Origin of the sequence: Treponema sp. UBA3813, from assembly GCA_002368605.1 — a bacterium.
GTDB lineage: Bacteria > Spirochaetota > Spirochaetia > Treponematales > Treponemataceae > Treponema_D.
Map to the genome: position 1 here is coordinate 60194 of DFEB01000078.1, position 24707 is coordinate 84900.

The window sequence follows — 24707 nt, forward strand, 5'->3', positions numbered from 1 at the left end:
TTGACAACAAAGGTTAGATTTAGTATATTTTTATTACGATAACAAAAATTAGACGAGACTAACAAAATGAGTTTTGACGAGACGATAATCCACTGTTCTGCACCCGCTTTGTGCGGAATCAAACCGGCGAATCTTTTCTCAATGGACGCCGAAAGTTTTATGAAAGGTCGGAAAAAGCTTTTAAAATGGCAGGGAGATTTCTGCAAGTCAAAGCGATATTTCGTGCCGCTCAAAAAAGACGACTCTCGCTTTTTGTTCTTTGTCTATGACCGCGAATTGCTGGAAAAAATCATTTCTTGTGCAGAAAATATCCGCTACTTGGAATCAAAAGGATATTCCTTTGAAAAGGGCCTGAACGGAATTCTCTGCGAGCTTTTGCACCGCCTTATGTACAAATCATGTAGTGAAACCTGCATGAAATGGCTCGATGAAGGACTGTCAGTTCCAGTCGTTGCCAAAAAATATTCAAATCAAAAAAAAGGAGCGTAAAATATGGTAGCTATCGTATACGCATCAACAACAGGAAACACGGAGGCTCTTGCAAATGCCGCAAAAGAAGCAGCAGGCGCAGACGCATATTTCTCAACGGCAGATTCTGCTGACAGCGCGGAAGTTCTCAAGGCAGATTTGATTGCTTTGGGAAGCCCTGCAATGGGAGCAGAGCAGCTTGAGGATTCAATGGAATCATTCTATTCATCAATCGAGGGAAGTTTGAGCGGAAAAACAGTCGTTCTCTTCGGTTCTTATGACTGGGGCGACGGCGCTTTCCTTGAAGATTGGAAAGGCCGGCTTGAGGGAGCAGGCGCAAGTGTGAAAGCTGTCGTTAAAGCCCAGCTTACTCCAGATGACGCCGCTCTTTCAGAAATGAAAGCTGCAATCGCGTAAGTTACGCAAATAAATCTGTTTTTTTAAGCCATTCTGCGACGGCCGTTGCCTCTTTATCCAGAGGGCGGTCGTCCTCAACAAATGCACTCATCTTTCGAACTTCCTCATGCACTTTCTGCGTGAAGGGGGCGAAATCTTCTTTTCCAGCCAAATCCACTGCCTGCATTGCGGCCAGCAAGTGAGTCGCGAACTGCAAGAAAACAAGCTCAATCTGCTCGGTGAATTTTCGTGCTGAAATCGTTCCCATTGAAACTTTGTCCTGATTGAGGGCTTCTGTCGGAGCCGAGGTAAGGGAAACCGGAAAACAATAGGTCGCAACCTCTCCGCGGATTGCGCTGATTGTAATTTGGGCGGCTTTAAATCCGAGCCGAAGTCCTGCGCGAGGGTGGTCAGCCGGAGTAAAAGGAATAAGGTTTTCGGTAAGGCCGTTGAATTTTCCGTCGATGATAATTTCTGCCTGCTTGTCGCTTAAATCCGCTATGTTGGCAAGAGCCGTCCTCATGTAGTCACAGGCTGCGCAAATGTGACCGCCGTAGAAATTTCCCGTGTTATAAAGACGCTCTGCATCGATGTCAACGAGGGGATTGTCATTTGCGCTGTTCAGCTCTTCAGTAATCATTTCCCTTGCAAAACGAAGGGTGTCCCTGTAAACGCCGGTAATCTGTGGGGCGCAGCGGATTGAATATCTGTCCTGAATTTTATTCTGCTGGGCGACAAAGCCTTTTCCGTCAAGCTTTTCAATCTGATTTTTTAAAAAGTCCTCGTATTTCCAGACCCGCTTTGACTCCGTGATGATATTGTGGACATAAACCGCCGATTCCATCTGTCCCCGGTGATTTTTAATCTGGCTTACCTTCGTGACGAAAGGAGTGTCCTTGCCGCGAGTGATTTCTGATGTGACCGCCGTGAGGAAGTCAGAGATATTGGCCAGACGCTGGGCTTTTTTCCAGGCAAGGGAAGCCACCGCCGTCATTACGGAAGTGCCGTTCATTAAAGCCAGGCCTTCTTTTGCCTCGATGGGAAGCGGCTCGATTCCCTCTGCCTTGAAAGCCTCGGCTGCAGGAACAATTTTTCCTTTATAGTAAACATCCCGCTGCCCCATAATGACCGCCGCAAGGTAAGAAAGTGGAGTGAGGTCTCCAGAAGCACCCACAGAGCCTAGCTGGGGAATTACCGGGATGATGTCTTTGTTCAAAAGAGTGACCATCATGCGAGCAAGTTCCGGCCGAATGGCTGAATGACCGCCCTTTACATTTCCGTTCAGGCGTGCAAGAACTACAGCCCGGCCTGTCTCGTGGTCAAATTTTGGCCCCAGTCCGATTCCATGATAAGCGCAAATGACCCGCTGCAACTCTCCGGCTTTTTCCACGCTAATCTGATTGTGGCAGGAATCGCCAAAATCCGTGGTGACTCCGTAAGTCGGAACGCCAGTTGCAATATAGTCCATTAAAAATTTTCGTGATTTTTTTAATGTATCCCAGAATTTTTCGTCTGTGGGAAGTGCGACTTCTTCATTTTTGTAAGCGACATCGCATACATCTTCTATTGTAAGTTCATTTCCGCTGATAATTTTCATAATGGTTAAGTGTATTCTTTTTATGAGATGTCGTAAATAATGATAGAAAAAAAATTTTTTTTTTGGTATAACAAGATATATAGGAGTATAAGCTATGAAAAAACTTTTGGCATTGGTTACTGTTGTTGCAATTCTTGGTTCAACATCCCTGTTTGCTTCAGGAAAAAAGGATTCGTCTTCAAATGAGACTACGGAAACAACCGAGCGCACAAAGTCAGAATCAGAAGAAAAACTTGAGGCAGCGGCAAAGGATGTAAAAGAATCTACAAAAAATGCTGTTGAGGTTACAAAAGAAGCTGGAAAAACAGTAGGGGATTCTGCAAAAGAAACTGGTAAAGAAATCGGTGAGGCTGCAAAAGCTGCAGGAAAAGAAATTAAAAATGCAGCCCAGAATTTTAAAAATGATGTAAAAGAATCTCTTAATAAAGATTCATCTTCAAAAAACTAAAAATTAGGGTACTAAAAATGGATATTCGTTATTCAACAGGAAAAGAGCCGTTCAAAAGAATGACTACCGAAGAAATGCGTGAGGAATTCCTCATCCAGAACATTTTCATCAAAAATGATGTCACAGCTGTTTACAGCCACATCGACCGAATCGTCACATTGGGCGCAATGCCGACAGACGAGACAATCCGCCTTGACAAAAACATCGACGCAATGAAAGATTTCGGCGTTGACTTCTTCTTGCAGAGACGAGAGCTTGGCATGATTAACATCGGCGGCGACGGAGTTGTCGTTGCAGACGGCAAAACTTACGAAATCAAGCACTACGACGCACTTTACTTGGGAGCAGGCACAAAAGAAGTCACGCTTGCTTCAAAAGACGCAAAAAATCCGGCTAAGTTCTACATGAACTCAACTCCGGCTCACTGCACTTACCCAAGCCGCATCATCACTTACGAGCAGGCAAACCATATTCACATGGGAAGCGCCGCAGAATCTAACGACCGCACAATCAACCAGTACATTCACCCGTCAGTCCTGGACACCTGCCAGCTTTCAATGGGCATGACTCACTTGGAGACAGGCTCTGTCTGGAACACAATGCCGGCTCACACTCACGAGCGACGCATGGAAGTCTACTTCTACTTCGACTTCCCAGAAGATCAGGTTGTTTTCCACATCATGGGCGAACCCCAGCAGACCCGCCACCTCGTAATGCACAACAACGAGGCCGTAATCAACCCAAGCTGGTCAATCCACTCAGGCTGCGGTACAAGCAACTACACCTTCATCTGGAGCATGGGCGGCGAAAACCGCACCTACACCGACCAAGATTGGATCCGCACGCCAGATCTGCGTTAGCAGTCTGGCGAAGTTAAATAACTTCCTTGCAGGACGAGGCGGCTTGTCCGCCTCATAAGAACACCGGATCTGCGATAGATTTTTTCTATAGTCAGAAAAACTTCTTTCCGATATTCTATATAAGCCCTTGTTTGCTTGTGGGGCAGGCAAGGGTTCTCTGGAGAGTCCTCACGATGGAGTGGGGCGCCGAAGGGTTAAGATTATTACAATCGATATCTCAGGCACAAAGGACAGGGCGAAAGAAGTTCCAATCCTACTCTTTGGAGAGTTTGTTTCATTCTTTTTGAATGTGGCAAACTCTATTTTCTTTTTAAACGGGGATTTAAAAATGTTTGACCAAATCCTTAACTTAATCGACGATGTTGTCTGGGGAATTCCTACCATCGTTCTAATCTTGGCTACGGGCTTAGTTTTGACGATTCGTGCCCGCGGATTACAGTTTACAAAACTCGGCCGGGCTTTCCGCTCAATTTTCAAAGAGAATGAAGGTCACGGTGAGCTTTCAGGTTTTTCTGCCCTTTGTACTGCACTTTCTGCAACTATCGGTACAGGTAACATTGTCGGTGTCGCAACGGCTATCGCTGCCGGCGGTCCTGGCGCTCTCTTCTGGATGTGGATTGCGGCAATTTTGGGAACGGCGACAAAATTCGCTGAGTGTATGCTTGCAATCAAATACCGTGAAGTAAAAGAAGACGGTCATGTCTTGGGCGGCCCATTCTACACAATCGAAAAGGGCATGGGAAAAAGCTGGAAGTGGCTTGCGATTCTCTTCGCTGTTTTTGGCGTTCTTGCAGGTCTCTTGGGTATCGGTACAATGACCCAAATCAACGGAATCACATCTGCCGTCAACATGGCATTTGACCCGAAAAACGCAAACATCGCTTTCACAATCGGCGAAAACTCATACACTTGGGCCACGGTTATCGGCGGCGCAGTTGTCACAATCTGTGCGGCTCTTGTAATCTTGGGCGGGCTCAAACGAATTTCAAAAGTTGCAGAAAAAGTCGTTCCAGCAATGGCAATCATCTATGTATTCCTGGGACTTTCAGTAATTCTCATGAACGCGACAAAAGTTCCGGCCGCCTTCGCCCTCATCTTCAAATCAGCATTCGGTTTCAAGGCAGTGGCAGGCGGAGCAATCGGCTGGACAATCAAGCAAATCACCGAGTCAATGCAGAAAGGTATCGCACGAGGAATTTTCTCAAACGAGGCGGGCTTGGGTTCTGCTCCAATCGCTGCGGCTCCGGTTCAGACAAACGAGCCTGTAGAGCAGGGCCTGGTAAACATGACGGGAACAATCATCGACACGCTCATTGTTTGCACAATGACAGGTTTGGCAATCGTCATCGCTCTTTGTAATCCATCTTTCAATGCAACAGACTTGAAAGGCGTTCAGCTTACGGCGGCAGCCCTCTCGTTCGACTTGGGCGGCGACGGCGTTTCTGTTCAGTTCCTTCTCATGCTCTGCTTGGCATTCTTCGCATTCACCACGATTTTGGGCTGGGACTACTACTCAGAAAAGTGCTTGGAATATCTCACCAATGGCCGCATGAAGCTGGTCTTCATCTATCGCCTGGTTTACATCGCCGCAATCGCAATCGGCCCCTACTTCACAGTTAACGCTGTATTCACAATTGCCGACATCACAAACGGACTCATGGCAATTCCAAACTGTGTCTCGCTGATTGTTTTGAGCGGAGTCGTTGCAGAAGAAACAAAGAAATACTTTGCAAAATATCCGACGCTTTAATTAATGCATAATTCATAATTTTGCAGTGAAAAATTGGTACCGGACGGGCACATGGCTTGTCCGGTGTTTTTTATGAGGGGAATTAGTGGAAAGTGTATCTGTAGCCGGCTGACATTAAGAAAACTTTTCTTGTGCCGACTTTATCGCCGTCAGATTTCAGCTCGCCTAAGTCAATCATGTAGCGGGCATTCAGCAAAAGTGCGGAAGTTTTATTGAAGTTGAAGGCGAAATCTGCGCCGAAGGCCGTTCCGAAAATGCAGGCATTGTCGATTTTGTCTTTTGAACTTCCTGACTTGCTAGCAAGTGTATTTCCATTATATTTTGCTGTCACATCAATTTCCTGCTTTATCTTTCCAATTGGGAATGAAAGGTAAAATCCTGCCTGCGGGATAAATTCAAAAAAGCCGCCTTTATTGACCGTGTATGTCACGAGGAAAGGAAGTTCCATGGTGGTATAAGTAATCTTGTCTTTAACTTCCATTTTTACTCCGCTGGATTTTGATTCTATCGTCAGTTCTGTACCGTTATTGAATAAAAATCCTAATTCTGCCTGTAAACCGAGGGCTGGAATTTTTTCAAAACTGTAGTTGCCCCAAAGTGCAAAACCGCCGCACAAAATCGTTTTGTTATCGACAGAATATGAAGCAGGATTTCCTGTTATAGAAGAAAGCTCACTTGCGACAGAATTTCCCAGTCCTCGTTTTATGTCATCTGCAATAGTCATGTCGCTGACACCCAGTGAACCACGGACACCGAAAGACATTTGTGAGAGTTGTGCGAAAGAGCTTGAAAGCAGCAGTGCTCCCACAGCCAAAGTCGTAATCAATTTTTTCATATAAAACTCCTTTTTGTTATAATTTGCGTAATATGTCTGAATATTACTTAAATATAACAATCTGTTATAAGGGTAACACAGATTTAACAATCGTTCAATCAGATATTACGCACTTTAGCGTATTATGAAAATATGAGTTTTAGAGAGAATCTAAAATCTGAATTAGTTTTCCGCGGTATTCTGGTAAAAGAGCTTTCTGCCAAAACAGGAATAAATAAAAGGACTCTGGACAATTATCTGCGGGAAAAAAGCAGTACGCCTCCCGCAGACATAGCCGTAAAAATCGCCGATGCTTTGGGCGTTTCCGTGGAATTTTTAGTTACAGGCACGGATAAAAAGTCTTCGCTCAGCCCGGAAGAACGCTATTCGTCAGATGTGCGAATTCTCGCCAAAAAACTTTCAGCAATGACCGAAAACGAGAAAAAATTAGTCACTGCCCTTGTCGAAGAAATTGAACGGCAGAGAATTTGCTAGTAATCTCCGCTAAAATTCGCTATATTATTCCTATGATAAAAATACAGTCCTACGCTGAAATTGAGCCGGAATTCTTTACAGGCCGTGATTTCGGTGCTTCTATTGATATTGTAAAAGATGTGCTTTCCGATGTTAAAAATCGGGGAGACGCGGCTTTATCTGAGTACGGTGCAAAATTCGATGTGTCGGCGCCTTCTTCCCTTGAAATCCCGCAGTCTGAGCTAAAGTCGGCTGCTGAAAAAATGCAGAGGGAAAATCCTGAGCTTTACAAGGCGATTGAATATTCTCACGATTTGGCCCTTCGCTTTGCAAAAAAACAGCGTGAGTCTTTTGATGATTTTGAAGTTGAGCTTACCGAGGGCGTTTTTACGGGGCAGAAAAATATCCCTGTTGACCGTGCGGGCGTTTATGTTCCGGCTGGCCGCTTTCCTCTCGTTTCGACCGTTGTGATGACCATTACTCCGGCGGTGGCGGCAGGCGTTAAGGAAGTAATTCTCTGCACACCGCCCCGTGTTCACCCGGAGGACAAGGCTGCCGCCGAAAAAGCTGGCACTGGCATTCCCGGAAAGCCTTTCCTTGGCGGAAAACCCTATGCTGACGAAAATATTATGGCGGCGGCTTACATTTGCGGCGTAACAAAAGCTTTTGCTTGCGGAGGAGCTCAGGCAATCGGAGCGATGGCTTTCGGAACTCAGTCAATTCCCCGCACTGATGTAATCGTAGGCCCCGGCAATAAATTCGTCGCAGAGGCAAAAAAGCTGGTTTACGGCACTGTCGGAATCGATATGGTGGCAGGCCCCACAGAAGTCTTCATCATCGCGGACAAATCGGCGAATCCTTCTTGGGTTGCCGCTGACCTTTTGGCTCAGGCAGAGCACGACATTGTAGCCCAGCCGGTCATGGCCACTGATTCAGAAGCATTGGCAAAGGCCGTGGCAGAAGAAATCGAAAAACAGCTTGCCACGCTTCCCACAAAGGCAACGGCAAAGCAGAGCATAAAAAATTGCGGAAGAATCATCATCTGTAAAAATCTTGAAGAGGCGGCTGAATGTGCCAACAAAAAAGCCCCTGAGCATCTGGAGCTTGCCATGGAAGAGGGAGCGGTGCGGGATAAAATCGCTTCCCTCGTCCACAATTACGGCTCCCTTTTCATCGGTCACGGAAGCGCGGAAGTTTTCGGCGACTATGCGGCCGGCCTCAATCACACTTTGCCAACCAGCGGAAGCGCGCGATTCACCGGCGGTTTGAGCGTCCGAGTCTTCTTGAAGACCGTAACTACTTTGCGCACAATCCCCGGCTCAAAGGGCGCGGTGGCTTCGGCAGAGGCTTCAGGCGTTCTTGGAGATGCGGAAGGACTGGCCGGTCACGCGCGGGCAGCACGAATCAGATTGTAAGATTCAGAAAGAGGAATTGGAGAATATTATGAAAATTTACAAATTAGGCGAAGAAGTTTTAAGAAAAAAGGCTCTTCCGGTTAAGGAAGATGAAATCAATGATTCTCTCCGCGAGACATTCAACGAAATGTTTGAGACTATGCTGGAGGCAGACGGCGTTGGTTTGGCCGCTCCTCAAATCGGAGATTCCCGCCGTTATTTCGTAATCATTTCTGACGATGAAGTGCGCCGGGTTTTCGTAAATCCTCAGATTGTCGCCACAAGCAATGATTTGTGCGATTATGACGAAGGCTGCCTTTCTTTGCCAGGTTTTAACGAAACGATTAAACGCCCGTCAAAAGTTACGGTTCAGGCTCTCAACGAAAACGGAAAGCCCTTCACCCTTGAAGCAGACGGACTTTTAGCTCGAATCATACAGCACGAGTACGACCATCTTGAAGGAATCGTTTATATTGACCGTGGTGACCCTCAGATTGCCGCTGAAATCACCGAAAAAATGAAAAAACGCCTGGAGCGTTCCGCTAAAAAAGAAGCCGAAAAAGCTAAAAAAGCCGCAAAAATCGCAGCTAAAATTGCCGCAAAAGAAGCAAAAAAGGCTTCAAAATAAAAGCCCATGCAAAGTTTAAAAATCATTTACGCAGGCTCACCCCTTGCCTCTAGTATCGTTCTGAAAAATCTCATCGCCGTTCAAAAAGAATGCGGATTTCAGATTGCGGGAGTCCTTACAAATCCTCCTGCAAGCCGGGGCCGACACTCTGAGCTGATTCCCACGGAAGTCGCTGTGGTGGCGCGGGAAAATAATATTCCTGTCTTTGAATTTGACCACCTTATGAGCGAGGCCAGGGATTCAATTTCTCCATTGGGCGCGGATTTGCTCGTCTCTTTTGATTACGGCCGCATTTTCGGGCCGAAATTTCTCGCTCTTTTCCCTTTGGGCGGAATCAACCTGCATCCAAGTGCCCTTCCAAAATACCGCGGCTGTACTCCGGTTCCGGCGGCTCTTCTCAATGGCGATAAAAGTCTTGGAGTCACTGTGCAAAAGCTGGCTCTGGCAACTGACGAAGGCGACATTCTCGCACAAACAGAAATTCCTTTGGACGGCAGCGAAACAACTCTTTCTCTGATGGACGGCGATGGCAAATCAAGCGCAGTCACGGACGCGGGAGTAAAACTTCTCAAAAAAGTCCTCAAGGAAATTTCCAATTCTGATTCAGAACTTGTCGGAAAAAAGCAGTCTGGCGAAACAAGTTACACGGAATTCCTCAAAAAAGATGACGGAAAAATCGACTGGAATGAAAGTGCAGAGCTAATTGAGCGAAAAATCCGGGCATTCACGCCCTATCCACTTTGTTTTTCTTCCTTTAACGGTGTTCGGGTCACGATTCTTAAAGCAAAAATCGGAGATGCAGAATCTTCCGAAAAGCCGGGCACGGTTCTTCCTTACCGAAAGGCCGTGGGAATCGAAATTGCCTGTGGCGGCGGCTCAACTCTCGTGGTGACGGAATTGCAGCAGGAGAAAAAAAAGGCCATGGATTACAAGTCTTTTCTCAATGGTGCTAGAAATTTTGTTGGTTCTATATTAGAGTAATAGGAACTTTTTATGAACAAAAGACGGACTAAAAGAAATGAAAATTAAGAATCTTAAGCCCAAAGAACTTGCGGAAAATCTTAAAAGCGAAGGAATAAAAACAGTTTCTGCAATCAATGAGAATAGAAAGCCATTTTTGCTGGTGGTAATTATCGCTCTTGTACTCATGTTCTCAATCTGTTGGATTACTTTTTTTGCTACAGTTCGGGAAGCAGAGCAGGTTATGGTTCCAAATGTGGAAGGAAAGGAACTTACAACGGCTCTCCTTGAAATGCAGGTCAAAGAGCTTTATCCAAAAATCCAGCTCAAATACACAGACAATCCTGACGATGCGGGTAAAATCCTCGCACAAAATCCAGAGGGTGGCTCAATTGTAAAGGCAGGGCGAAGAATCACACTCACTGTCAGCCGAGGTACCATTCTTGATCATGTAGAAAATTACATTGGTCAAAATTACGATAATGTCAAAATCAACTTGCAGACTATGTTCACTGGCTCAAGCAAGCCTCTTATCGTACTAGCAGAGCCCTCTTATAAGTCTGATCAGAGTGATGCCGGAACAATTCTTGCTCAGGATCCGCCTGAAGGCACGATTATTTCAAGTCCCGTTACAGTAAAGTTGATTGTCAGCCGGGGTCCAGAATTTGAAAATACGCGAGTCCCGAAAATCACAGGTCTTGATATTGCGAAATTGCTCCAGACTATGGCTTCTTCAAAAATTGTTTTCGACTTTACAAGTCATATTGCTGGCGATAACGAAAAGGAAGGCACGGTTACAAGTCAGCAGGAACTTTCAAATCAGTATGTTCCGAATTATACGCGGGTAACGGCAGAAATTGCCCTTCCCAAAAAACAAAAAGATGACAATGTTATGGGCTTATTCACGGCAAATCTTCCGAATTATCCCTATGCCGTTGAGATGACGCTTGAATCTTCAAAAGACGGAATACACAATCAGATTATTACTATAAAACATACGGGCGGCTTGGTCACCATTCCTTACATTGCGCAGAAGGACAGTGAATTGATTCTTTCTATTGCTGGAAGAACTGTCGCACGCCAAATGACCGAATAGCGAGATAAAGAGATGATACTGAACCTAATCAATTTTGCTGGTAGTTTGTGTTTCTTGCTTTACGGCATGAAACTTATGAGTGACGGAATCCAAAAGAGCGCGGGTCAAAAGTTGCAGGCTGCCCTTGCTTTTATGACAGGAAATCGCTTCGTGGGGCTTCTTACAGGCTGTATCCTCACCATGATTATCCAGTCTTCGGGCGCAACTACGGTTATGCTGGTCAGCTTCGTAAACGCGGGGCTTGTTTCGGTCACTCAGGCAATCGGCGTTATCTTCGGTGCCAACATCGGTACTACGGTCACGGGCTGGATTGTCGCTTTGGGCTCTAGTTTTGAAATCAAGGACTATGCTGTTCCAATTTTCGGTCTTGGCTATCTTCTTTACATTCTCAAACGCTTAAAATCAAGAGAAGGCTTATGGCTCGCTATTATGGGCTTCGGTCTTCTCTTTTTTGGTCTCGGCGGACTTTCAGACTTTTTCGCCGTTCCAGATGTTAAATCCTTTGTCATTCATTTTATCGATGCCGTGAACGGTTTTGGCGCAATCAGCTATGTCATCGGTCTTTTCATCGGAATCTTTCTTACCGCCCTTATTCACTCTTCTTCCGCAATGTCGGCCATCGTCATCGGTATGGCAGTGGCAATGTCAAAAGAAGGAAATGCAAGTATCGAGGAACTCAATGAATTCTGGCGCTTCGGCGCGGTAATGATTATCGGAAGCTCGGTAGGCTCAACAGTGGACGCGATTCTTGCGGCTATCGGTGCCAACGCAAACGCAAAGCGCACGGCGGCAGTTCATGTTCTTTTCAATGTGGCTACGGTTATTATCGCCCTTATTTTCTTCAATCCTTTCATGAGTTTTGTGGAATTCGTCTCGCCGGGTCACAACATCGTTTTCCGAATCGCTATGCTTAACACGGCTTTCAAAGTCATGGGTACGGTGATTTTTATTCCTTTCGTCAATCAGATTTCAAAATTCGTCAGTATTCTTATTAAAGACGATAAAATTCCTGAAGGCACGGTCTACAAGCTTGAATTCAACGAGCGCATGGCTATTGAGTCTCCTGAAGGTTGTGTTTTCCGGGCTCAGAGTGAAGTCAAGCTCTTTTCCGATAAGGTTGCCCAGATGTTCGATGAGTTGCAGGCAGGATTCTCAAATTTCAATTCTGATTTTGTCACTGGCGGCTACGAGGAAATCGTCAAAACCGAAGATTATTGCGACCAGATGAACGAGCAACTTACCCAGTATCTTGTCCGTTGTACCCACTTGCACTTGAGCGATGAGGCAAAAGACAATGCCGCTCTTATGATGCAGCTTATCTCCGAAATGGAAGCTATGGCCGATGGTTGTCTCAATATCGCTTACCAGCTTAAAAAGGCAATCGAAAAGGAAATGAAGTTCAACAAAGAAGATTTCGATCGCTTGCTCCCTTACTTTGAGCTTGCCCGACAGCTTATGTTCTTCATCTACAAGAATGTGTCAAAAATCCAGCGGCTTACCCCGGAACAGTTCCAGTTTGCCAGCGAGCTTGAGCAGCAGATTGACGATGAGAGAATCGCCCTTCGTAAACTTGCCCGAAGCCGCCTTGAGACTGGCGGGGACGTCCGCTCAGAGCTTTTGTACATGGACATTATCCGCCAAATCGAGAAAATCGGTGACCGCTGTTTCGACGCAGCCGGCGATTTGAGATAAAGTTTGCACGAAAACAGATTCTCGGTTATAATAAGCTAACTGTCTTTTTTGGAGGATTTTATGTACGAGTCGGGCGAAGATTACCTCGAAGCAATATTAAGATTACAGTTAGAAAACGGATTTGTTCGCTCCGTAGATGTGGCAAATAAACTGGCTGTTTCGCGCCCCAGTGTCAGCCGGGCAATGGGCTTGCTCGAAAAAGACGGCTTTGTTGAATTCGGCATGGGAAACATGCTCAAACTCACCGAAAAAGGCAAGGCAAAGGCCGAAGATATTTACAATCGCCACAAATTGCTCACGGTTTTCTTGCAGAAAATCACCGGGCTTCCAGAAGATCAGTGCGAAGAGAATGCCTGCCGCGTTGAGCATCAAATTGATGCCGATGTAGTAAAGGGAATTCAAATCTGGGTCGATAAAAACTAAAAAAAATCCTGAAAAAAGTTGCATAAAGCTAACAAAAGTTGTTGACAAAAAAAAGATAAAATGCTTTAATGAATATGAAAGTTAGCTATACCTAACTATTTTAGTACCTCTTTAAGAAATTGCTTTTAGTGATTTCGGTGGAGTTGAGTTTATCGGGTGCTGTAGGTAGAGATGCAACATCCAATGATACCGGGGTCTTGAAATTTTGACTGTTTCTTCAAGATACCCGGTATTTTTTTCTTTTCCCTTGTCTTCAATCAAAATTTTCTATTATATTTAGCTTATGAAAAAATTACTTCATTTTCTTGCAATTATTGGAATTGTTATTGTCGGCGTCATTGCGGTCGTGTCCCTTTTTGCCATTGTTTTCTTAAAAGCATGGAAGCCTTTTGGCGGTAAAGCCAGCAAGGCTGACCGAAAGAATTACGCCGAGCGAGCCGCCAATTTTGACGGGAAAAAATTCCACAATGAAGAAGATTTTTCTGCCGTAATGGACAAAAACGCTGCTCCAGACCCCCTTACTTTCTCAAAACGGCAGCCACGCCCTGATTTTGAATTTCCTACGAAGATGCCGGATTATCTTTCTGACCCAGAAAACCGCCTGCCTCTTGAGGAATTCCGCGTCACCTGGTTCGGGCACTCTTCACTTTTGCTTCAAATGCACGGCATGAATATTTTGATTGACCCGGTTTTCTCAGAGATGATTTCCCCGGTCAGCTGGGTTGGAAGCAAGCGTTTCTCTCATCCGCCGGTAAGCGTTGCCCAATTGCCTGAAATCGACATTTTGATTCTTTCCCACGACCATTATGACCACTTGGATTACGATGTGATTTGCCAAATCGATCCGAAAGTCAAACAGTATATCGTGCCCTTAGGCGTTGAAAATCACCTCAAACGCTGGAAAGTAAAGGCCGAAAAAATCACGAACATGGCATGGTGGGAAGAAACAGAAATCAACGGGCTTACGATTGCCTGTACGCCTTCACAGCATTTTTCTGGCCGCAAACTCGTTGACAACATGACGACCCTTTGGTGCAGCTGGGTTTTAAAAGACGATTATCACAAGATTTTTGAAAACGGAGATTCAGGATTTGCCCCGCATTTCGAGAAAATTCACGAAAAGTACGGAGATTTTGATTTTGCCCTTATGGAATGCGGCCAGTACGATGTGCAGTGGCCGAAAGTGCACATGTTTCCGGAGCAGTCGGCTCATGCCGCAAAAATTTTGGGGGCGAAAGTCGTGCAGCCAATTCACTGGGGAGCGATTGTTCTTTCCCGCCACGGTTGGGACGACCCGGTGGAGCGCTTTTTGCTTGCCGCAGAAAAAGAAAATCTCACGGTCATCACGCCCTGCATTGGACAGACCGCGAGATTGGAAACGCCGTCCTTGTTCATGGAAAGATGGTGGCGAAGAGAAGTTCTAACGCTATTGCGCTGATTTTACATATTCGATTGCACTGTCAGCGGCGATTTTACCGAAAATACAGTAGTCCGCGACGGCATTTCCGCCTAAGCGGTTTGCTCCGTGGATTCCGCCAGTTACTTCCCCTGCTGCAAACAAGCCCGGAATCGACTGTCCGCTCTTGTTAATAACCTCTGCCTTTGTGTTGATTTTGAGACCACCCATTGTGTGATGAACAGCCGGTTCAACTTCAATCGCATAGAAGGGACCTTGTGAAATTGGTCTTTCCATGCTACTCGGATTTCGACCGAAGTCCCCATCTTTTTTTTGCTCAACGAATCGGTTATATTCTTGAATCGTGTATTCTAGCGCGACTGCATCGATTTGAGTTTTTTCAGCAACTTCTCTGAGAGTGTTTCCTTCTGTAAGCAAACCTTGTTTTGCATAATCTTCAACGGCTTTTAATGATTCTCGGATTTTTTGGTCAAAAATAATGAAAGCAGATTTTTCTGGACACTTGAGAATTGCCGCAGAGACTATATCGCGGGTTTCAATCTCATTAACAAATCGCCTTCCTGCCTTGTTTACGAGAATTGCTCCGTTTCCTCGAATTGCTTCTGTTATCATAATACCGGTACCTTTTACGACGGTAGGATGTGTTTGAATTTGCTCCATTTGAACAAGCTCAGCATTGAATTTTTCGACCATTGGAAAAGCGTCACCTGTTGCCCCCCTCTGATTAGTTGTGCCAAAACCTTCAAGAGCAGCCTGATAAAAAACCACCAAGTTAGGATTTGCGCCAAATCCGCCTGTGGCAATGATTATGGCTTTTGCTCGGACTGTGTATTCACCGCCAGCGTAAGAAACTCGCACTCCGCAAGGATTGCCGTTTTCTTCAATAATATCTATAACCTTGTTTTTGAGTCGGATATCTGCTCCCTGTGCTAAAGCAGCTTTGTGAAGAAGGGGAACAAGGTGTGCTCCAATAGCACTTCCGCCTTTCGGACGATGAATTCGCTTGTTTGTTGCGCCACCGAACATGCCGACATCACTTAAATCAGCTCCAATAAGCGGAGACTGAAGCCATTCGATAATTCCGGCAGACTCATCGACAAGTTTGTGAACAAGATCAGGGTCATTCAGGAATTTACCGCCTTTCATCGTGTCGTTAAAAAAAACTTCTTTTGAATCTTTTATTCCGAGTCTTTCCTGTTCTTTTGTGTAAGCGGCATTGATTCCACCTGTTGAGAAATTTGAATTTCCTCCGACAAAATTCATTTTTTCAAGGACGATTACTTTTGCCCCCTTGCTTGCTGCTTCTGTTGCTGCTGTAAGGCCTGCTCCTCCTGCTCCTATAATTGCAATATCACATTCTGTATCAGAGTAGCTTGTTTCGATAGGATTTTCGTTTTTTGATTTTGCGAGAGCGGCGTCGAGTGCGTCTAGCAGGGCATTGGAAGTTATAGTCGCACCAGAAACAACATCTATATTTTTTGTGTTACCTTCTTCAATAAACTGATTGATAATTTGAATTTTTGCGTTGTCTGCGATTCCGTCAGTTTCCTTTTCGTTTAATATTTCCGCATTGGTAACTTTGCCGCCTGTTATAGTGACGGAAACTTCTACAGTTCCGTTTCGGCCTTCGCCTTCTCCAGAAAATGTGCCGTCTTTTAAGGAATAAGTTTTGCTCCCGCAAGAACATACGGCAAACGAAATTAATAAAACTGAAAATGCTGAAAAGAATTTTGTATATTTCATTATGAGTCCTTAAATTGTGAAATTAATCTGAAATATAATAATACAGAATTAATTTTGGAACAATGAAATTTCGTCTACTTTTATTACATCTTTTAGAACATAATTGAATGACGGTGCGGAAGAATTTGCGTTTTCCTTGAAGCCTTTCCTTAAATCATAAATATCGTTTTCATCATAGGGGTTGACGCCGATGTAGTCTCCAACATATACATTGGTCTTTCCGCGTTTGAAATTTTGAATTGCTTTTGCGATTTGTTCTTCCGTACCTTTTGCGGTGATAATTGAATTTAATTCGAGAATCTGAACCCAATTTAAGTCGATTCCTGCGCCTACATCATTTCCGTGAACATGGCCTTTTACAGTTTTTTCAATGCTTTTTTTGTTGAGGACTGCTTCGACTGCTCCTGTGATATATGGAGTCCAGTTAATTCGTGTGCTCATGAGAGAAGTCATGGGAGCTATATCTATCATATTTTGATTGTAACCGATATGGAAAATATTTTTTTCAAAGGCTGCTTCACAGGCAACGGCTGGCCCGACTGTATCGGAATGTTGTGAAATGATGATGCAACCATTGTTTATGAGATGCTCAGCACAAGCCTTTTCTTGTGAGAACGAGCTCCAGGTGTATGAATAAATGACTGTCATTGTCGTAGAGGGAACTATAGAGCGCGCTCCAAGCAAGAATGCCGTGTAACCAGAAATAACTTCCGGGAATGGATAGGAACCTACATATCCGAGTTTTGCCTGCTCAGCGGTGATAACGCCGTTTTCGATTAATTCTTTGAGCTTCATGCCTGCGACGATTCCTGAAATGTAGCGCCCCTGATAAATTTCACCCATAAAAGTGTGGTAATTGCTGATGAAAGGCTCTTCCTGTGCATTGTCGCCAGTGGCCTGACAGATTTGAATTTCCGGGTATTTTTCGGCACATTCTTTTGCTACTATAGAATGTGCGTAACTTGTCGTGAAGATAATTGAGCATTTTTCCCGTGCCATTTCGTCAATTGCCGCCTCGATTTGGTCTGGGGAAACATTGTTCCTTACGATTATGCTTATTTCGTCATTGTATTGTTCCTCAAGCAAATGCTGAGAGCGTATAAAATTGTTTGTGTTAGGAATACTTTCATCGCCATCATAAATGAAACCGATCTTCATTTTTTCACTTCGTTGTCCAGTTGGTTTTGTCATGACTTGATGAAGAAAGAAAAAGGCTAGGAAAAAGAATGAGGCAAATGCCGTGATTTTTGTTTCTCTTCTCATGACTGCTTACCTTCTTGTTTGTGTTTTGATTCATTATAAAGCTCTTCAACATCTATCTTGCCCTTGTCGATAAGGCTCAGCAAGATGTCTGCGATTTTTGGATCAAACTGTGTTCCGCGGCATCGCTTGATTTCCGAAACTACAAAATCAAAATCCAGTTTTTTTCGGTAGACACGATTTGCCGTCATTGCGTCAAAGGCATCTGCAATTCCGATGATTCGCGCGTAAAGAGGAATTTCCTCACCTTTTAAGCCGTCCGCATAACCGCTTCCGTCCCATCTTTCATGGTGATAGCGTGCGCCTTCGTCTACATGGTCAATCATTGTGAATCCTTTTAGGATTTCTGCGCCTCGTGTGACATGAGTTTTCATAATTTCATATTCGTCATCGTCAAGTCTTGAAGGCTTATTTAAGATTCTGTCAGGAATGCCGATTTTTCCAATGTCGTGAAGAAGGGCGGCTTTGCGCAGATTCTCACATTCTGCTTTTTTAAATCCGAGCTCTTCAGCAATCATGACTGAGTATTCGGAGACTCGCATTGAGTGTTGTGAAGTGTTTTCGTCTTTTGCATCGACAGTTTTTGCAATAGCAAGAATGGTTTCGTTTCCCATTCGAATTTGTTCTCTTGCGAATTCAATTTCTTTTTTCTGCAAGTCAAAACGATGCTGCAACTGACTGCGAACCGCAAGGAATGTAAGCCATGCAACTGCGATTACAGCAACAAGGAACAGATAGACTTTAAAATAAGTGTTATCGTAAATTTCTTTTTCTTTTATGAAAGAATAAAAGCTTTCCTCAAGGATATTCTGGTCTTTGTCAAACACCGAAAGATGGAAAGAGTAGCTTCCATAAGGAAGATTCGTGTAGACTATGCTTGAGAGTTCGCTTTGGTAAACAATGTTTTCTTTTTGGTCAAAGCCTTCGAGCCAATAACCGACTTGAGGGTCAAGGACAGTAAAATTAATGACTTCTGGGAAAATTTCGATTTTGCTTATGTTTCTGCCGATAATAAGCGGTTCGTCACGGTCGATGGGGAAAGTCACAGAATCCAATTTGACAGAAGATACCATCATGCGGTATGAAAGTTTTGAAAAAGAATAATTGCTTGTGTCGAGGCTATATACACCAGTTCCAGTTGAAAGGTAAAGAGTTCCCTCTTCATCGATGTAATTCCAGGCGTTTGCCGTAAGTGAGGATGTGAGGCCGCTTTTTGAGTCAAGCAGGTCGAAGTGAATTTTGTCCGCAGCAGATAGAATTGAAGAGCTGCTCACGATATAAATACCTGCGCTTCCGAGAACAAATAACTTTCCGTCAGCGCCGATTTGAATGTCATAGTTGTTGAAATAGGGAAAATTTTCGATGGCGCGGATAGAGAATCTTTTGTCCATGTAGCAAAGACTGTTGCTCGTGATGATGTAAACGCCAGAATTTATTGGGTCGCACACGGTTCTTAAAATAACTCCGCTTGTGAGGCCTTCTGTTTGCGTGAAAATCCTCTTTACTTCTTCATTTTGAATAACGATTAGGCCGTCTCCGTCAGAGCCTGCGAGAATCGTTCCATCAGGCATTTCCATGAGGCTTAAAATGACAGCGTTGCTCAGATTCTCGCCATATTTCAGAAGTTTTGTGACTTTTTTGTTTTTTATGAAAGAGATTCCCTTTTCACCTGCGGCAAGCATCGTTCCGTTGCTCAATTCTATGACGACGCGCATCCAATTTCCGATTTTGCCCAAAGAACTGTCGTAAACCGTGATTTTTCCGTTTTCTTCGACTTCCAGCAAGCCTCTGCCGTAAGTGCAAATCCAAAGGTGATTGTTTGAATCTTTCTTGATACAGCGGATACGAACGGATGCGAGCTGAGAAGAAAGCTCCGTTTGAATTTTTTTGCCGTCTTTGATGATGTCGAGGCCTTTGTCCGTTCCTATATAAAGAGAATCCTGCCATTTTGTAACGGTATTTACGACTTTTGAAGGAAGATTGCTCGATGCGTACAAATTCGTGAAAGCCGAGGCAGAAAGTCTCATCAAACCTTGTCGTGATGATGTAAACCAGTAATTTCCCTGATAGTCAACGCACATGTTATCTATAGAATTGTTGAATCTACCAGTCCCGATTATGACAAAATTGTTTTCGTTGTCGTAGTAGCCGATTCCGTTGTCAGCGCAGACAAATATGCGATCCTTGTCAAAGTATATTGTTTTGAGATATGTGAGGTTATCCGTAGAGCTAAAGCCCTGGGGTTCTGAAAATTCCTGACCTACTTTATAGCGGTAAATATGATTTTTTGAGGTTCCTACATTCAGAATTCCGTCTTTGCCGAAAGAACAGCAGGTGTAAATTTCTTTTTCACTTTCTAAAACTTGCGAATAACGGATTTCGCTTTCATTTAATATGAAGAGTTTGCCCCCAGAACTGACTGCCGCTACAAATCCGTTGTTATCGGCACTTAAGCTCATTATGTATCCCGCTTCTTTTATGATGTTGCAGATTCTAAGCCCGCTGTTGAGTTCCAGAACCAGGATTCCTACAGAAGTTCCCACATAATAATAACCGTCTGCGCCCTTTACGATTTTGCGAACGGAATTTGAAGGAAGCCCTTTATTTCTGTCCAGAGTGTTTACGATTTTTCCGTTGATGCAGATTGAGAGTCCGTTGTCATTTGTTCCAATCCAAAGGCGGCCTTCTTCGTCCACATACAAACAGTTTATGCTTCGTACTGACTTAAAATCTGTCATGCAACGGAATTCACTTCCGTTGTAGCGGTAAAGCCCCGCATAAGTGCCGATCCAGAGAATGCCGTTGGGAGTTTGGGCAATGTCATTTGCTTCTCCGCAAGGGAGTCCTGTATTGTTTGAATATATGGTTTGAACATAGGCATTGAAATTTGAATCCTTTTGTTCGGCGATGGATTTCTGACTGGCAGAAAAAATCAGTGGAAAAAGCATAAGAAAAATGAAATTCTTTTTTGTGAGAAATAAATTTCGCTTTTTCCAGATTTTTAGGGCGAAATAAAGAGCAATAAGAGTTACGGCCTTGTCGAGAAAATCGAGGTAGAACTGACCCAAAATGGAACTTGGAAGTTCCGGAAGTCCTTGTTCTTCGAGGTAGCGGATAACTCCGTCGCCCCAAATATTGTTAGTCATGCCGTCTGCAAAAAACCAGCTGACTGATACAGAAACGAAAACAGAGCAGACCGTAAGAAGTACACTGATATTCATTGTTTTGTAAAAAGACGAGAGCCATTTTTTACGGGCGGAAAAGCCAATTATTATGGCTATGGCTATGCTGGTCAGGCTATATGCTGCCGACAAGGGGTTTTTGATGCTATATAAAATATTCATGGTGATTCCAACTATAGCTCCGGGAATTGTTCCCAAAGTGTATGAGGCTGCGACCGTTCCAAAAGAATCAAGCCAAAGAGGAAGATGAAAAGATGCTGCGAAAATCTTTCCCGCTAGATTAGTAAAAATGCATAAGATTACGAAAAAGAACAGCTTAATATCTTTTTTACATAGCATACTGATTTAATTATAATACATAATTATAAGAAATCAAATTTTTCTCAATTTGCGACTCGTTCCCATATTGACACTTTTCAGGCAATCTGTATAATTTGGGAACAATTCTTAAATTGCAAAGAATTTTGTGAGAGGAATTTAAAATGACTTACAACACGGAGCAAAGGACGGCTCTTCTCTCCTTTCTCACCGAAAATCCCGACAAAACCTTTTCTGCCAAAGAAATCGCTCAGGCTCTGGCGGGCAAAAATATCAGCAAAAGTTCCGTCTACCGCAATTTGGCCGAGCTTGAATCAGAGCAAAAAATCAAGCGGGTCACAAAGGCGGGGAGTCACGAGTCTTTTTATCAGTTTTGCGACAATTCTTCCTGCAAAAATCACATTCATCTTTCCTGCACCAAATGCGGCAAAATCTTCCACATGGAGCACTCGCAAACCGAGCGGCTGGTAAACGAGCTGGAATCCAGCGACGGCTTTGAGGTGAGCGTAGGGGAGACCACCCTGTATGGAGTTTGTAAAGAGTGCATAATTCAGAATGCATGATTTAATGCATAATTTGGAGTTTTATTTTATGAGAAAATTGTTTTTAGTCTTTGTAAATCTGTGTTTGATTTTATCTTGCTTCGGCTTTGTTTCCTGTCGTGAAAAATCGGCTTCGGCCCAGGCTTCGAAAGCGGAGAAAATCACCGTGCTTGCCAGTGTTTTCCCGGCTTACGACTGGGCTAGGAATCTTGCGGCAGGCAGCGATAATGTCTCTGTTGAGTTGCTTTTAAAGGACGGCGTTGACTTACATTCTTATCAGCCCTCGGCAAAGGATATAGTAAAAATCTCTACGGCTGACATTTTCATTTATGTGGGCGGCGAGTCTGACCAATGGGTGGGCGATGCCCTCAAAAATGCCGGGAACGAAAATCAGATTGTCATCAATCTTATGGAAGTGCTAAAAGGCTTCGTCAAAGAAGAAGAAGTCGTGGAAGGAATGCAGGCAGAACACGAAAATGAGCACGATCATGATCATGAAGAAGCTGAATTCGATGAGCATGTCTGGCTTTCCCTTAACAATGCAATTGCATCTTCAAACGAAATTGCCCGCGCACTTATGGAAAAGGACGAAGTAAACGCTCAAATCTACATGGCAAATCTCGTAAGCTATGTTCAGGCTCTTTCTTCACTCAAAGAGGCTTATGCCAACGAATTCGGCGGAAAGACCATCATCGTCTGTGACCGTTTCCCCTTCCGCTACCTGACCGACGAATTCGGGATTAAATATTATGCGGCTTTTGCCGGATGCTCTGCCGAAACCGAGGCCAGCTTTGAGACAATCGCTTTCTTGGCAAAGAAATGTCAGGAATTGGACGCAAAGGCGGTCTTCGTAACCGAAAGCGCAGACAAAAAAATCGCCCGGACTGTCATTTCAAGCGCAAATCGGGAAGGGCTTCCGGTCATAACGCTGGATTCCATGCAGTCTGTCACGCTGAAACAAGCCAAAAAAGGCGCAGACTACCTGAACATCATGCGAAGCAATCTGGAAGCATTAAAATAATCCACAGATTGGCACAGATGAACACAGATTATAATTTTTCTTATATGAAAATCTGTGAAAATCGGTGGAAATCTGTGGATAGAATTATGGAGAAGAAAATTGTCACAGTTGACTTGTGAAAATCTTACCTTGGGCTATGACTCTAAGGTTATTGTTAAAAATCTCTCTTTTTCGGTGAATGCGGGGGACTATCTCTGCATTTTGGGCGAGAACGGCTCAGGAAAATCCACTCTCATGAAGACAATCCTCCACCTGATTAAGCCTCTGGACGGGAAAATCACCACGGGCGACGGACTCCTGGCAGACGAAATCGGCTATCTTCCCCAGCAGACCATGATTCAAAAAGATTTTCCTGCCAGCGTGCGTGAAATAGTGCTTTCTGGCTGCCAGTCTCGCTGTGGTCGCAGGCCTTTCTATATCAAAAGCGAACGGCTCCTTGCCGCCCGTGCCATGGCAAAAATGGGAATCACCGACCTTGCAAAAAAATGCTACCGGGAACTTTCAGGCGGTCAGCAGCAGCGGGTTTTACTGGCCAGAGCCTTGTGCGCCACACAGAAAATGCTCTTTTTGGACGAGCCGGTTTCTGCCCTTGACCCAGCCGCTCAGGAAGAAATGTACGCCCTCATCGAAAGCCTTCACAAAGAGGGAATCACAATAATTATGATTAGCCACGATGTGGAAGCAGCCCTCCGCTACGCAACTCATGTTCTTCACATCGGCGAGAGTATTTTCTTCGGAACAAAGGCCGAGTTCATCCACAAAACCACTTGCCCGGACTGCAACGGACAAATCAAAAAAATTATCGGAAGAACGCCGGTGTCATTGTCGGGCTTGAATCGATAATCTGGGAGGACAGATGTTACAGGATTTAATCACTTTCTTTCACTTCAATTTTCCCTTCGTGCAGCGGGCTTTTATCGTCGGTATTTTGGTGGCTCTCTGCTCTTCCTTGCTGGGCGTTACCCTTGTTCTCAAACGATTCAGCTTTATCGGCGACGGATTGAGCCATGTGGCTTTCGGGGCTATGTCAATTGCCGCCGTGGTCAATCTTTCCAATAATATGTATCTCGTGCTTCCGGTCACTGTAATCGCCGCGATTTTGCTTCTCCGCACTGGAAAAAACACCAAAATTCAGGGAGATGCCGCCGTAGCCATGATTAGTGTGGCTTCCCTTGCTTTGGGCTACCTGATTATGAACATCTTCAAGCCCTCAAACAATCTTTCCGGTGATGTCTGCTCCACCCTTTTCGGCTCTTATTCGATTCTTACCCTTACAAAAGGTGAAGTCTGGCTCTGCGCCGGCCTTTCCCTTGCCGTGATTGCCGCATTCATCGTTTTTTACAACAAAATTTTCGCCGTTACTTTTGACGAAGCCTTTGCCCAGGCCGTGGGAACTCATGCCTCTGTCTACAATCTCGTGATTGCAATCATCATCGCCGTGATTATCGTCCTCGCCATGAACTTAGTCGGCTCACTTTTGATTTCAGCCCTTGTGATTTTTCCGGCTCTTTCGGCCATGAGGGTCTTCAAAAGTTTCAAGAGCGTAACAATTTGCTCTGTCATCATCAGCGTCACTTGCGCTCTTACGGGGCTTTTGATTTCCGTACCCGCTGGCACTCCGGTCGGCTCAACAATAGTAGCCGCCGACCTTTTGGCCTTCATCATATTCTACATCGTGGGAAAAGTAAGGAGTTAAAAATTGAAAAAAATTTTTTTAATCTGTGTAAATCTGTGTAATCTGTGGCTTTTTATTTCCTGCAAAGAAAAAGCTCCTGTAGCGACCAGCTTTGCCATTCCTGAAAATGCACTCACCATGGAAGAAGCCGCTGTCGCCGCCAACAATGCAACTTCTGCCAGTGCCGCCACATCTTCTGACGGCTCAAAAATCGACTACGATCTTTCATCAATGAACGCGAATATGGTCTATGCCGAAGTCTTTAACATGATGGCTGAACCTGAAATTTATGACGAAAAAACCGTCAGAATGAAAGGAAAATTTGCTGCGTATCCGAATTCACCCACTGCAAACGGTGGGACGGCTTATGCGGTAATAATTACGGATGCACTTGCCTGCTGCCAGACTGGAATCGAGTTCAAATATGATTTTGGCGGAGAAGTTCCAAAAGAAGGCGATGAAATCACCGTTACGGGAAAGTATGTCACCGCATTTCTTGACGGAGATGTCGCCTACAATTATGTAAAAGCCGATTCTGTGGAAATGTAA

23 protein-coding genes and 1 riboswitch are annotated in these 24707 nt (G+C 44.5%); of the genes, 18 read left to right on the forward strand and 5 right to left on the reverse strand.

Features of this window, described 5'->3' with window-relative positions:
* Positions 1-66: 66 nt before the first annotated feature.
* Both B2089_RS11705 and B2089_RS11710 read left to right on the forward strand, forming a co-directional pair.
* The gene (locus tag B2089_RS11705; RefSeq protein WP_296323741.1) at positions 67-489 is read left to right on the forward strand and encodes a DUF3793 family protein; all 423 of its coding nucleotides are present in this window, start codon (positions 67-69) and stop codon (positions 487-489) included.
* A 3-nt stretch (positions 490-492) separates the two neighbouring features.
* Positions 493-885 carry a flavodoxin domain-containing protein gene (locus B2089_RS11710; RefSeq protein ID WP_296323738.1) on the forward strand — a complete coding sequence of 131 codons (393 nt, stop codon included), beginning with the start codon at positions 493-495 and terminating at the stop codon, positions 883-885.
* A gap of 1 nt (position 886) precedes the next feature.
* On the opposite strand, the gene B2089_RS11715 is transcribed toward B2089_RS11710, so the two are convergent.
* Positions 887-2461, reverse strand: coding sequence for an HAL/PAL/TAL family ammonia-lyase (locus tag B2089_RS11715; protein ID WP_296323734.1), 1575 nt, complete (start codon positions 2459-2461; stop codon positions 887-889).
* A 94-nt stretch (positions 2462-2555) separates the two neighbouring features.
* On the opposite strand from B2089_RS11715, the gene B2089_RS11720 reads away from it, so the two are divergent.
* The 3 genes from B2089_RS11720 to B2089_RS11730 all read left to right on the forward strand — a co-directional run bounded on the left by B2089_RS11720 (position 2556) and on the right by B2089_RS11730 (position 5519).
* Entirely contained in the window at positions 2556-2909 is a 354-nt protein-coding gene (locus tag B2089_RS11720) for a hypothetical protein (protein ID WP_296323725.1), read from the forward strand.
* A 17-nt stretch (positions 2910-2926) separates the two neighbouring features.
* On the forward strand, positions 2927-3769 hold the full coding sequence (gene kduI / locus B2089_RS11725) for a 5-dehydro-4-deoxy-D-glucuronate isomerase (RefSeq protein ID WP_296323723.1): 843 nt from the start codon (positions 2927-2929) through the stop codon (positions 3767-3769).
* 147 nt (positions 3770-3916) lie between these two features.
* A riboswitch (glycine riboswitch) is annotated at positions 3917-4013 on the forward strand.
* An 84-nt stretch (positions 4014-4097) separates the two neighbouring features.
* Complete coding sequence (locus tag B2089_RS11730) at positions 4098-5519, forward strand: alanine/glycine:cation symporter family protein (protein WP_296323720.1); 1422 nt, start codon at positions 4098-4100, stop codon at positions 5517-5519.
* An 82-nt stretch (positions 5520-5601) separates the two neighbouring features.
* Here the strand turns inward: B2089_RS11730 and B2089_RS11735 are convergent, their stop codons facing one another.
* Entirely contained in the window at positions 5602-6354 is a 753-nt protein-coding gene (locus B2089_RS11735; RefSeq protein WP_296323717.1) for an outer membrane beta-barrel protein, read from the reverse strand.
* A gap of 132 nt (positions 6355-6486) precedes the next feature.
* Here B2089_RS11735 and B2089_RS11740 point away from each other — a divergent pair, with 132 nt between their 5' ends.
* The 8 genes from B2089_RS11740 to B2089_RS11775 all read left to right on the forward strand — a co-directional run bounded on the left by B2089_RS11740 (position 6487) and on the right by B2089_RS11775 (position 14438).
* Positions 6487-6828: a helix-turn-helix domain-containing protein gene (locus B2089_RS11740; RefSeq protein WP_296323713.1), complete on the forward strand. Its 342-nt coding sequence runs from the start codon at positions 6487-6489 to the stop codon at positions 6826-6828.
* 32 nt (positions 6829-6860) lie between these two features.
* Positions 6861-8222 (forward strand): histidinol dehydrogenase, encoded by a 1362-nt coding sequence (hisD, locus tag B2089_RS11745; RefSeq protein WP_296323710.1) that lies wholly within the window; start codon positions 6861-6863, stop codon positions 8220-8222.
* A gap of 28 nt (positions 8223-8250) precedes the next feature.
* The gene (gene def / locus B2089_RS11750; protein ID WP_296323707.1) at positions 8251-8829 is read left to right on the forward strand and encodes a peptide deformylase; all 579 of its coding nucleotides are present in this window, start codon (positions 8251-8253) and stop codon (positions 8827-8829) included.
* A 6-nt stretch (positions 8830-8835) separates the two neighbouring features.
* The gene (gene fmt / locus B2089_RS11755) at positions 8836-9810 is read left to right on the forward strand and encodes a methionyl-tRNA formyltransferase (RefSeq protein ID WP_296323703.1); all 975 of its coding nucleotides are present in this window, start codon (positions 8836-8838) and stop codon (positions 9808-9810) included.
* A 37-nt stretch (positions 9811-9847) separates the two neighbouring features.
* Positions 9848-10885: a PASTA domain-containing protein gene (locus B2089_RS11760; RefSeq protein ID WP_296323700.1), complete on the forward strand. Its 1038-nt coding sequence runs from the start codon at positions 9848-9850 to the stop codon at positions 10883-10885.
* A 12-nt stretch (positions 10886-10897) separates the two neighbouring features.
* Positions 10898-12577: a Na/Pi cotransporter family protein gene (locus B2089_RS11765; RefSeq protein WP_296323697.1), complete on the forward strand. Its 1680-nt coding sequence runs from the start codon at positions 10898-10900 to the stop codon at positions 12575-12577.
* Positions 12578-12637: 60 nt separating this feature from the next.
* On the forward strand, positions 12638-13000 hold the full coding sequence (locus B2089_RS11770) for a metal-dependent transcriptional regulator (RefSeq protein ID WP_296323694.1): 363 nt from the start codon (positions 12638-12640) through the stop codon (positions 12998-13000).
* Between the two features lie 283 nt (positions 13001-13283).
* Positions 13284-14438: an MBL fold metallo-hydrolase gene (locus tag B2089_RS11775; RefSeq protein WP_296323691.1), complete on the forward strand. Its 1155-nt coding sequence runs from the start codon at positions 13284-13286 to the stop codon at positions 14436-14438.
* Here B2089_RS11775 and B2089_RS11780 read toward each other — a convergent pair.
* The 3 genes from B2089_RS11780 to B2089_RS11790 form a co-directional block, all read right to left on the reverse strand.
* Positions 14427-16160 (reverse strand): flavocytochrome c, encoded by a 1734-nt coding sequence (locus B2089_RS11780; protein WP_296323688.1) that lies wholly within the window; start codon positions 16158-16160, stop codon positions 14427-14429. The genes B2089_RS11775 and B2089_RS11780 overlap by 12 nt on opposite strands.
* 48 nt (positions 16161-16208) lie before the next feature.
* Positions 16209-17318: a BMP family ABC transporter substrate-binding protein gene (locus tag B2089_RS11785; RefSeq protein ID WP_296323681.1), complete on the reverse strand. Its 1110-nt coding sequence runs from the start codon at positions 17316-17318 to the stop codon at positions 16209-16211.
* Between the two features lie 101 nt (positions 17319-17419).
* Positions 17420-20941 carry an HD domain-containing phosphohydrolase gene (locus tag B2089_RS11790; protein ID WP_296687425.1) on the reverse strand — a complete coding sequence of 1174 codons (3522 nt, stop codon included), beginning with the start codon at positions 20939-20941 and terminating at the stop codon, positions 17420-17422.
* 143 nt (positions 20942-21084) lie between these two features.
* On the opposite strand from B2089_RS11790, the gene B2089_RS11795 reads away from it, so the two are divergent.
* The 5 genes from B2089_RS11795 to B2089_RS11815 all read left to right on the forward strand — a co-directional run bounded on the left by B2089_RS11795 (position 21085) and on the right by B2089_RS11815 (position 24707).
* Positions 21085-21483 carry a Fur family transcriptional regulator gene (locus B2089_RS11795; RefSeq protein WP_296323675.1) on the forward strand — a complete coding sequence of 133 codons (399 nt, stop codon included), beginning with the start codon at positions 21085-21087 and terminating at the stop codon, positions 21481-21483.
* A 28-nt stretch (positions 21484-21511) separates the two neighbouring features.
* On the forward strand, positions 21512-22483 hold the full coding sequence (locus tag B2089_RS11800; protein WP_296323672.1) for a metal ABC transporter substrate-binding protein: 972 nt from the start codon (positions 21512-21514) through the stop codon (positions 22481-22483).
* Between the two features lie 99 nt (positions 22484-22582).
* Positions 22583-23326, forward strand: a complete 744-nt coding sequence (locus B2089_RS11805; protein ID WP_296323668.1) for a metal ABC transporter ATP-binding protein — start codon at positions 22583-22585, stop codon at positions 23324-23326.
* A 13-nt stretch (positions 23327-23339) separates the two neighbouring features.
* Positions 23340-24179, forward strand: a complete 840-nt coding sequence (locus B2089_RS11810; protein ID WP_296323664.1) for a metal ABC transporter permease — start codon at positions 23340-23342, stop codon at positions 24177-24179.
* Positions 24180-24182: 3 nt separating this feature from the next.
* Positions 24183-24707: a hypothetical protein gene (locus B2089_RS11815; protein ID WP_296323661.1), complete on the forward strand. Its 525-nt coding sequence runs from the start codon at positions 24183-24185 to the stop codon at positions 24705-24707.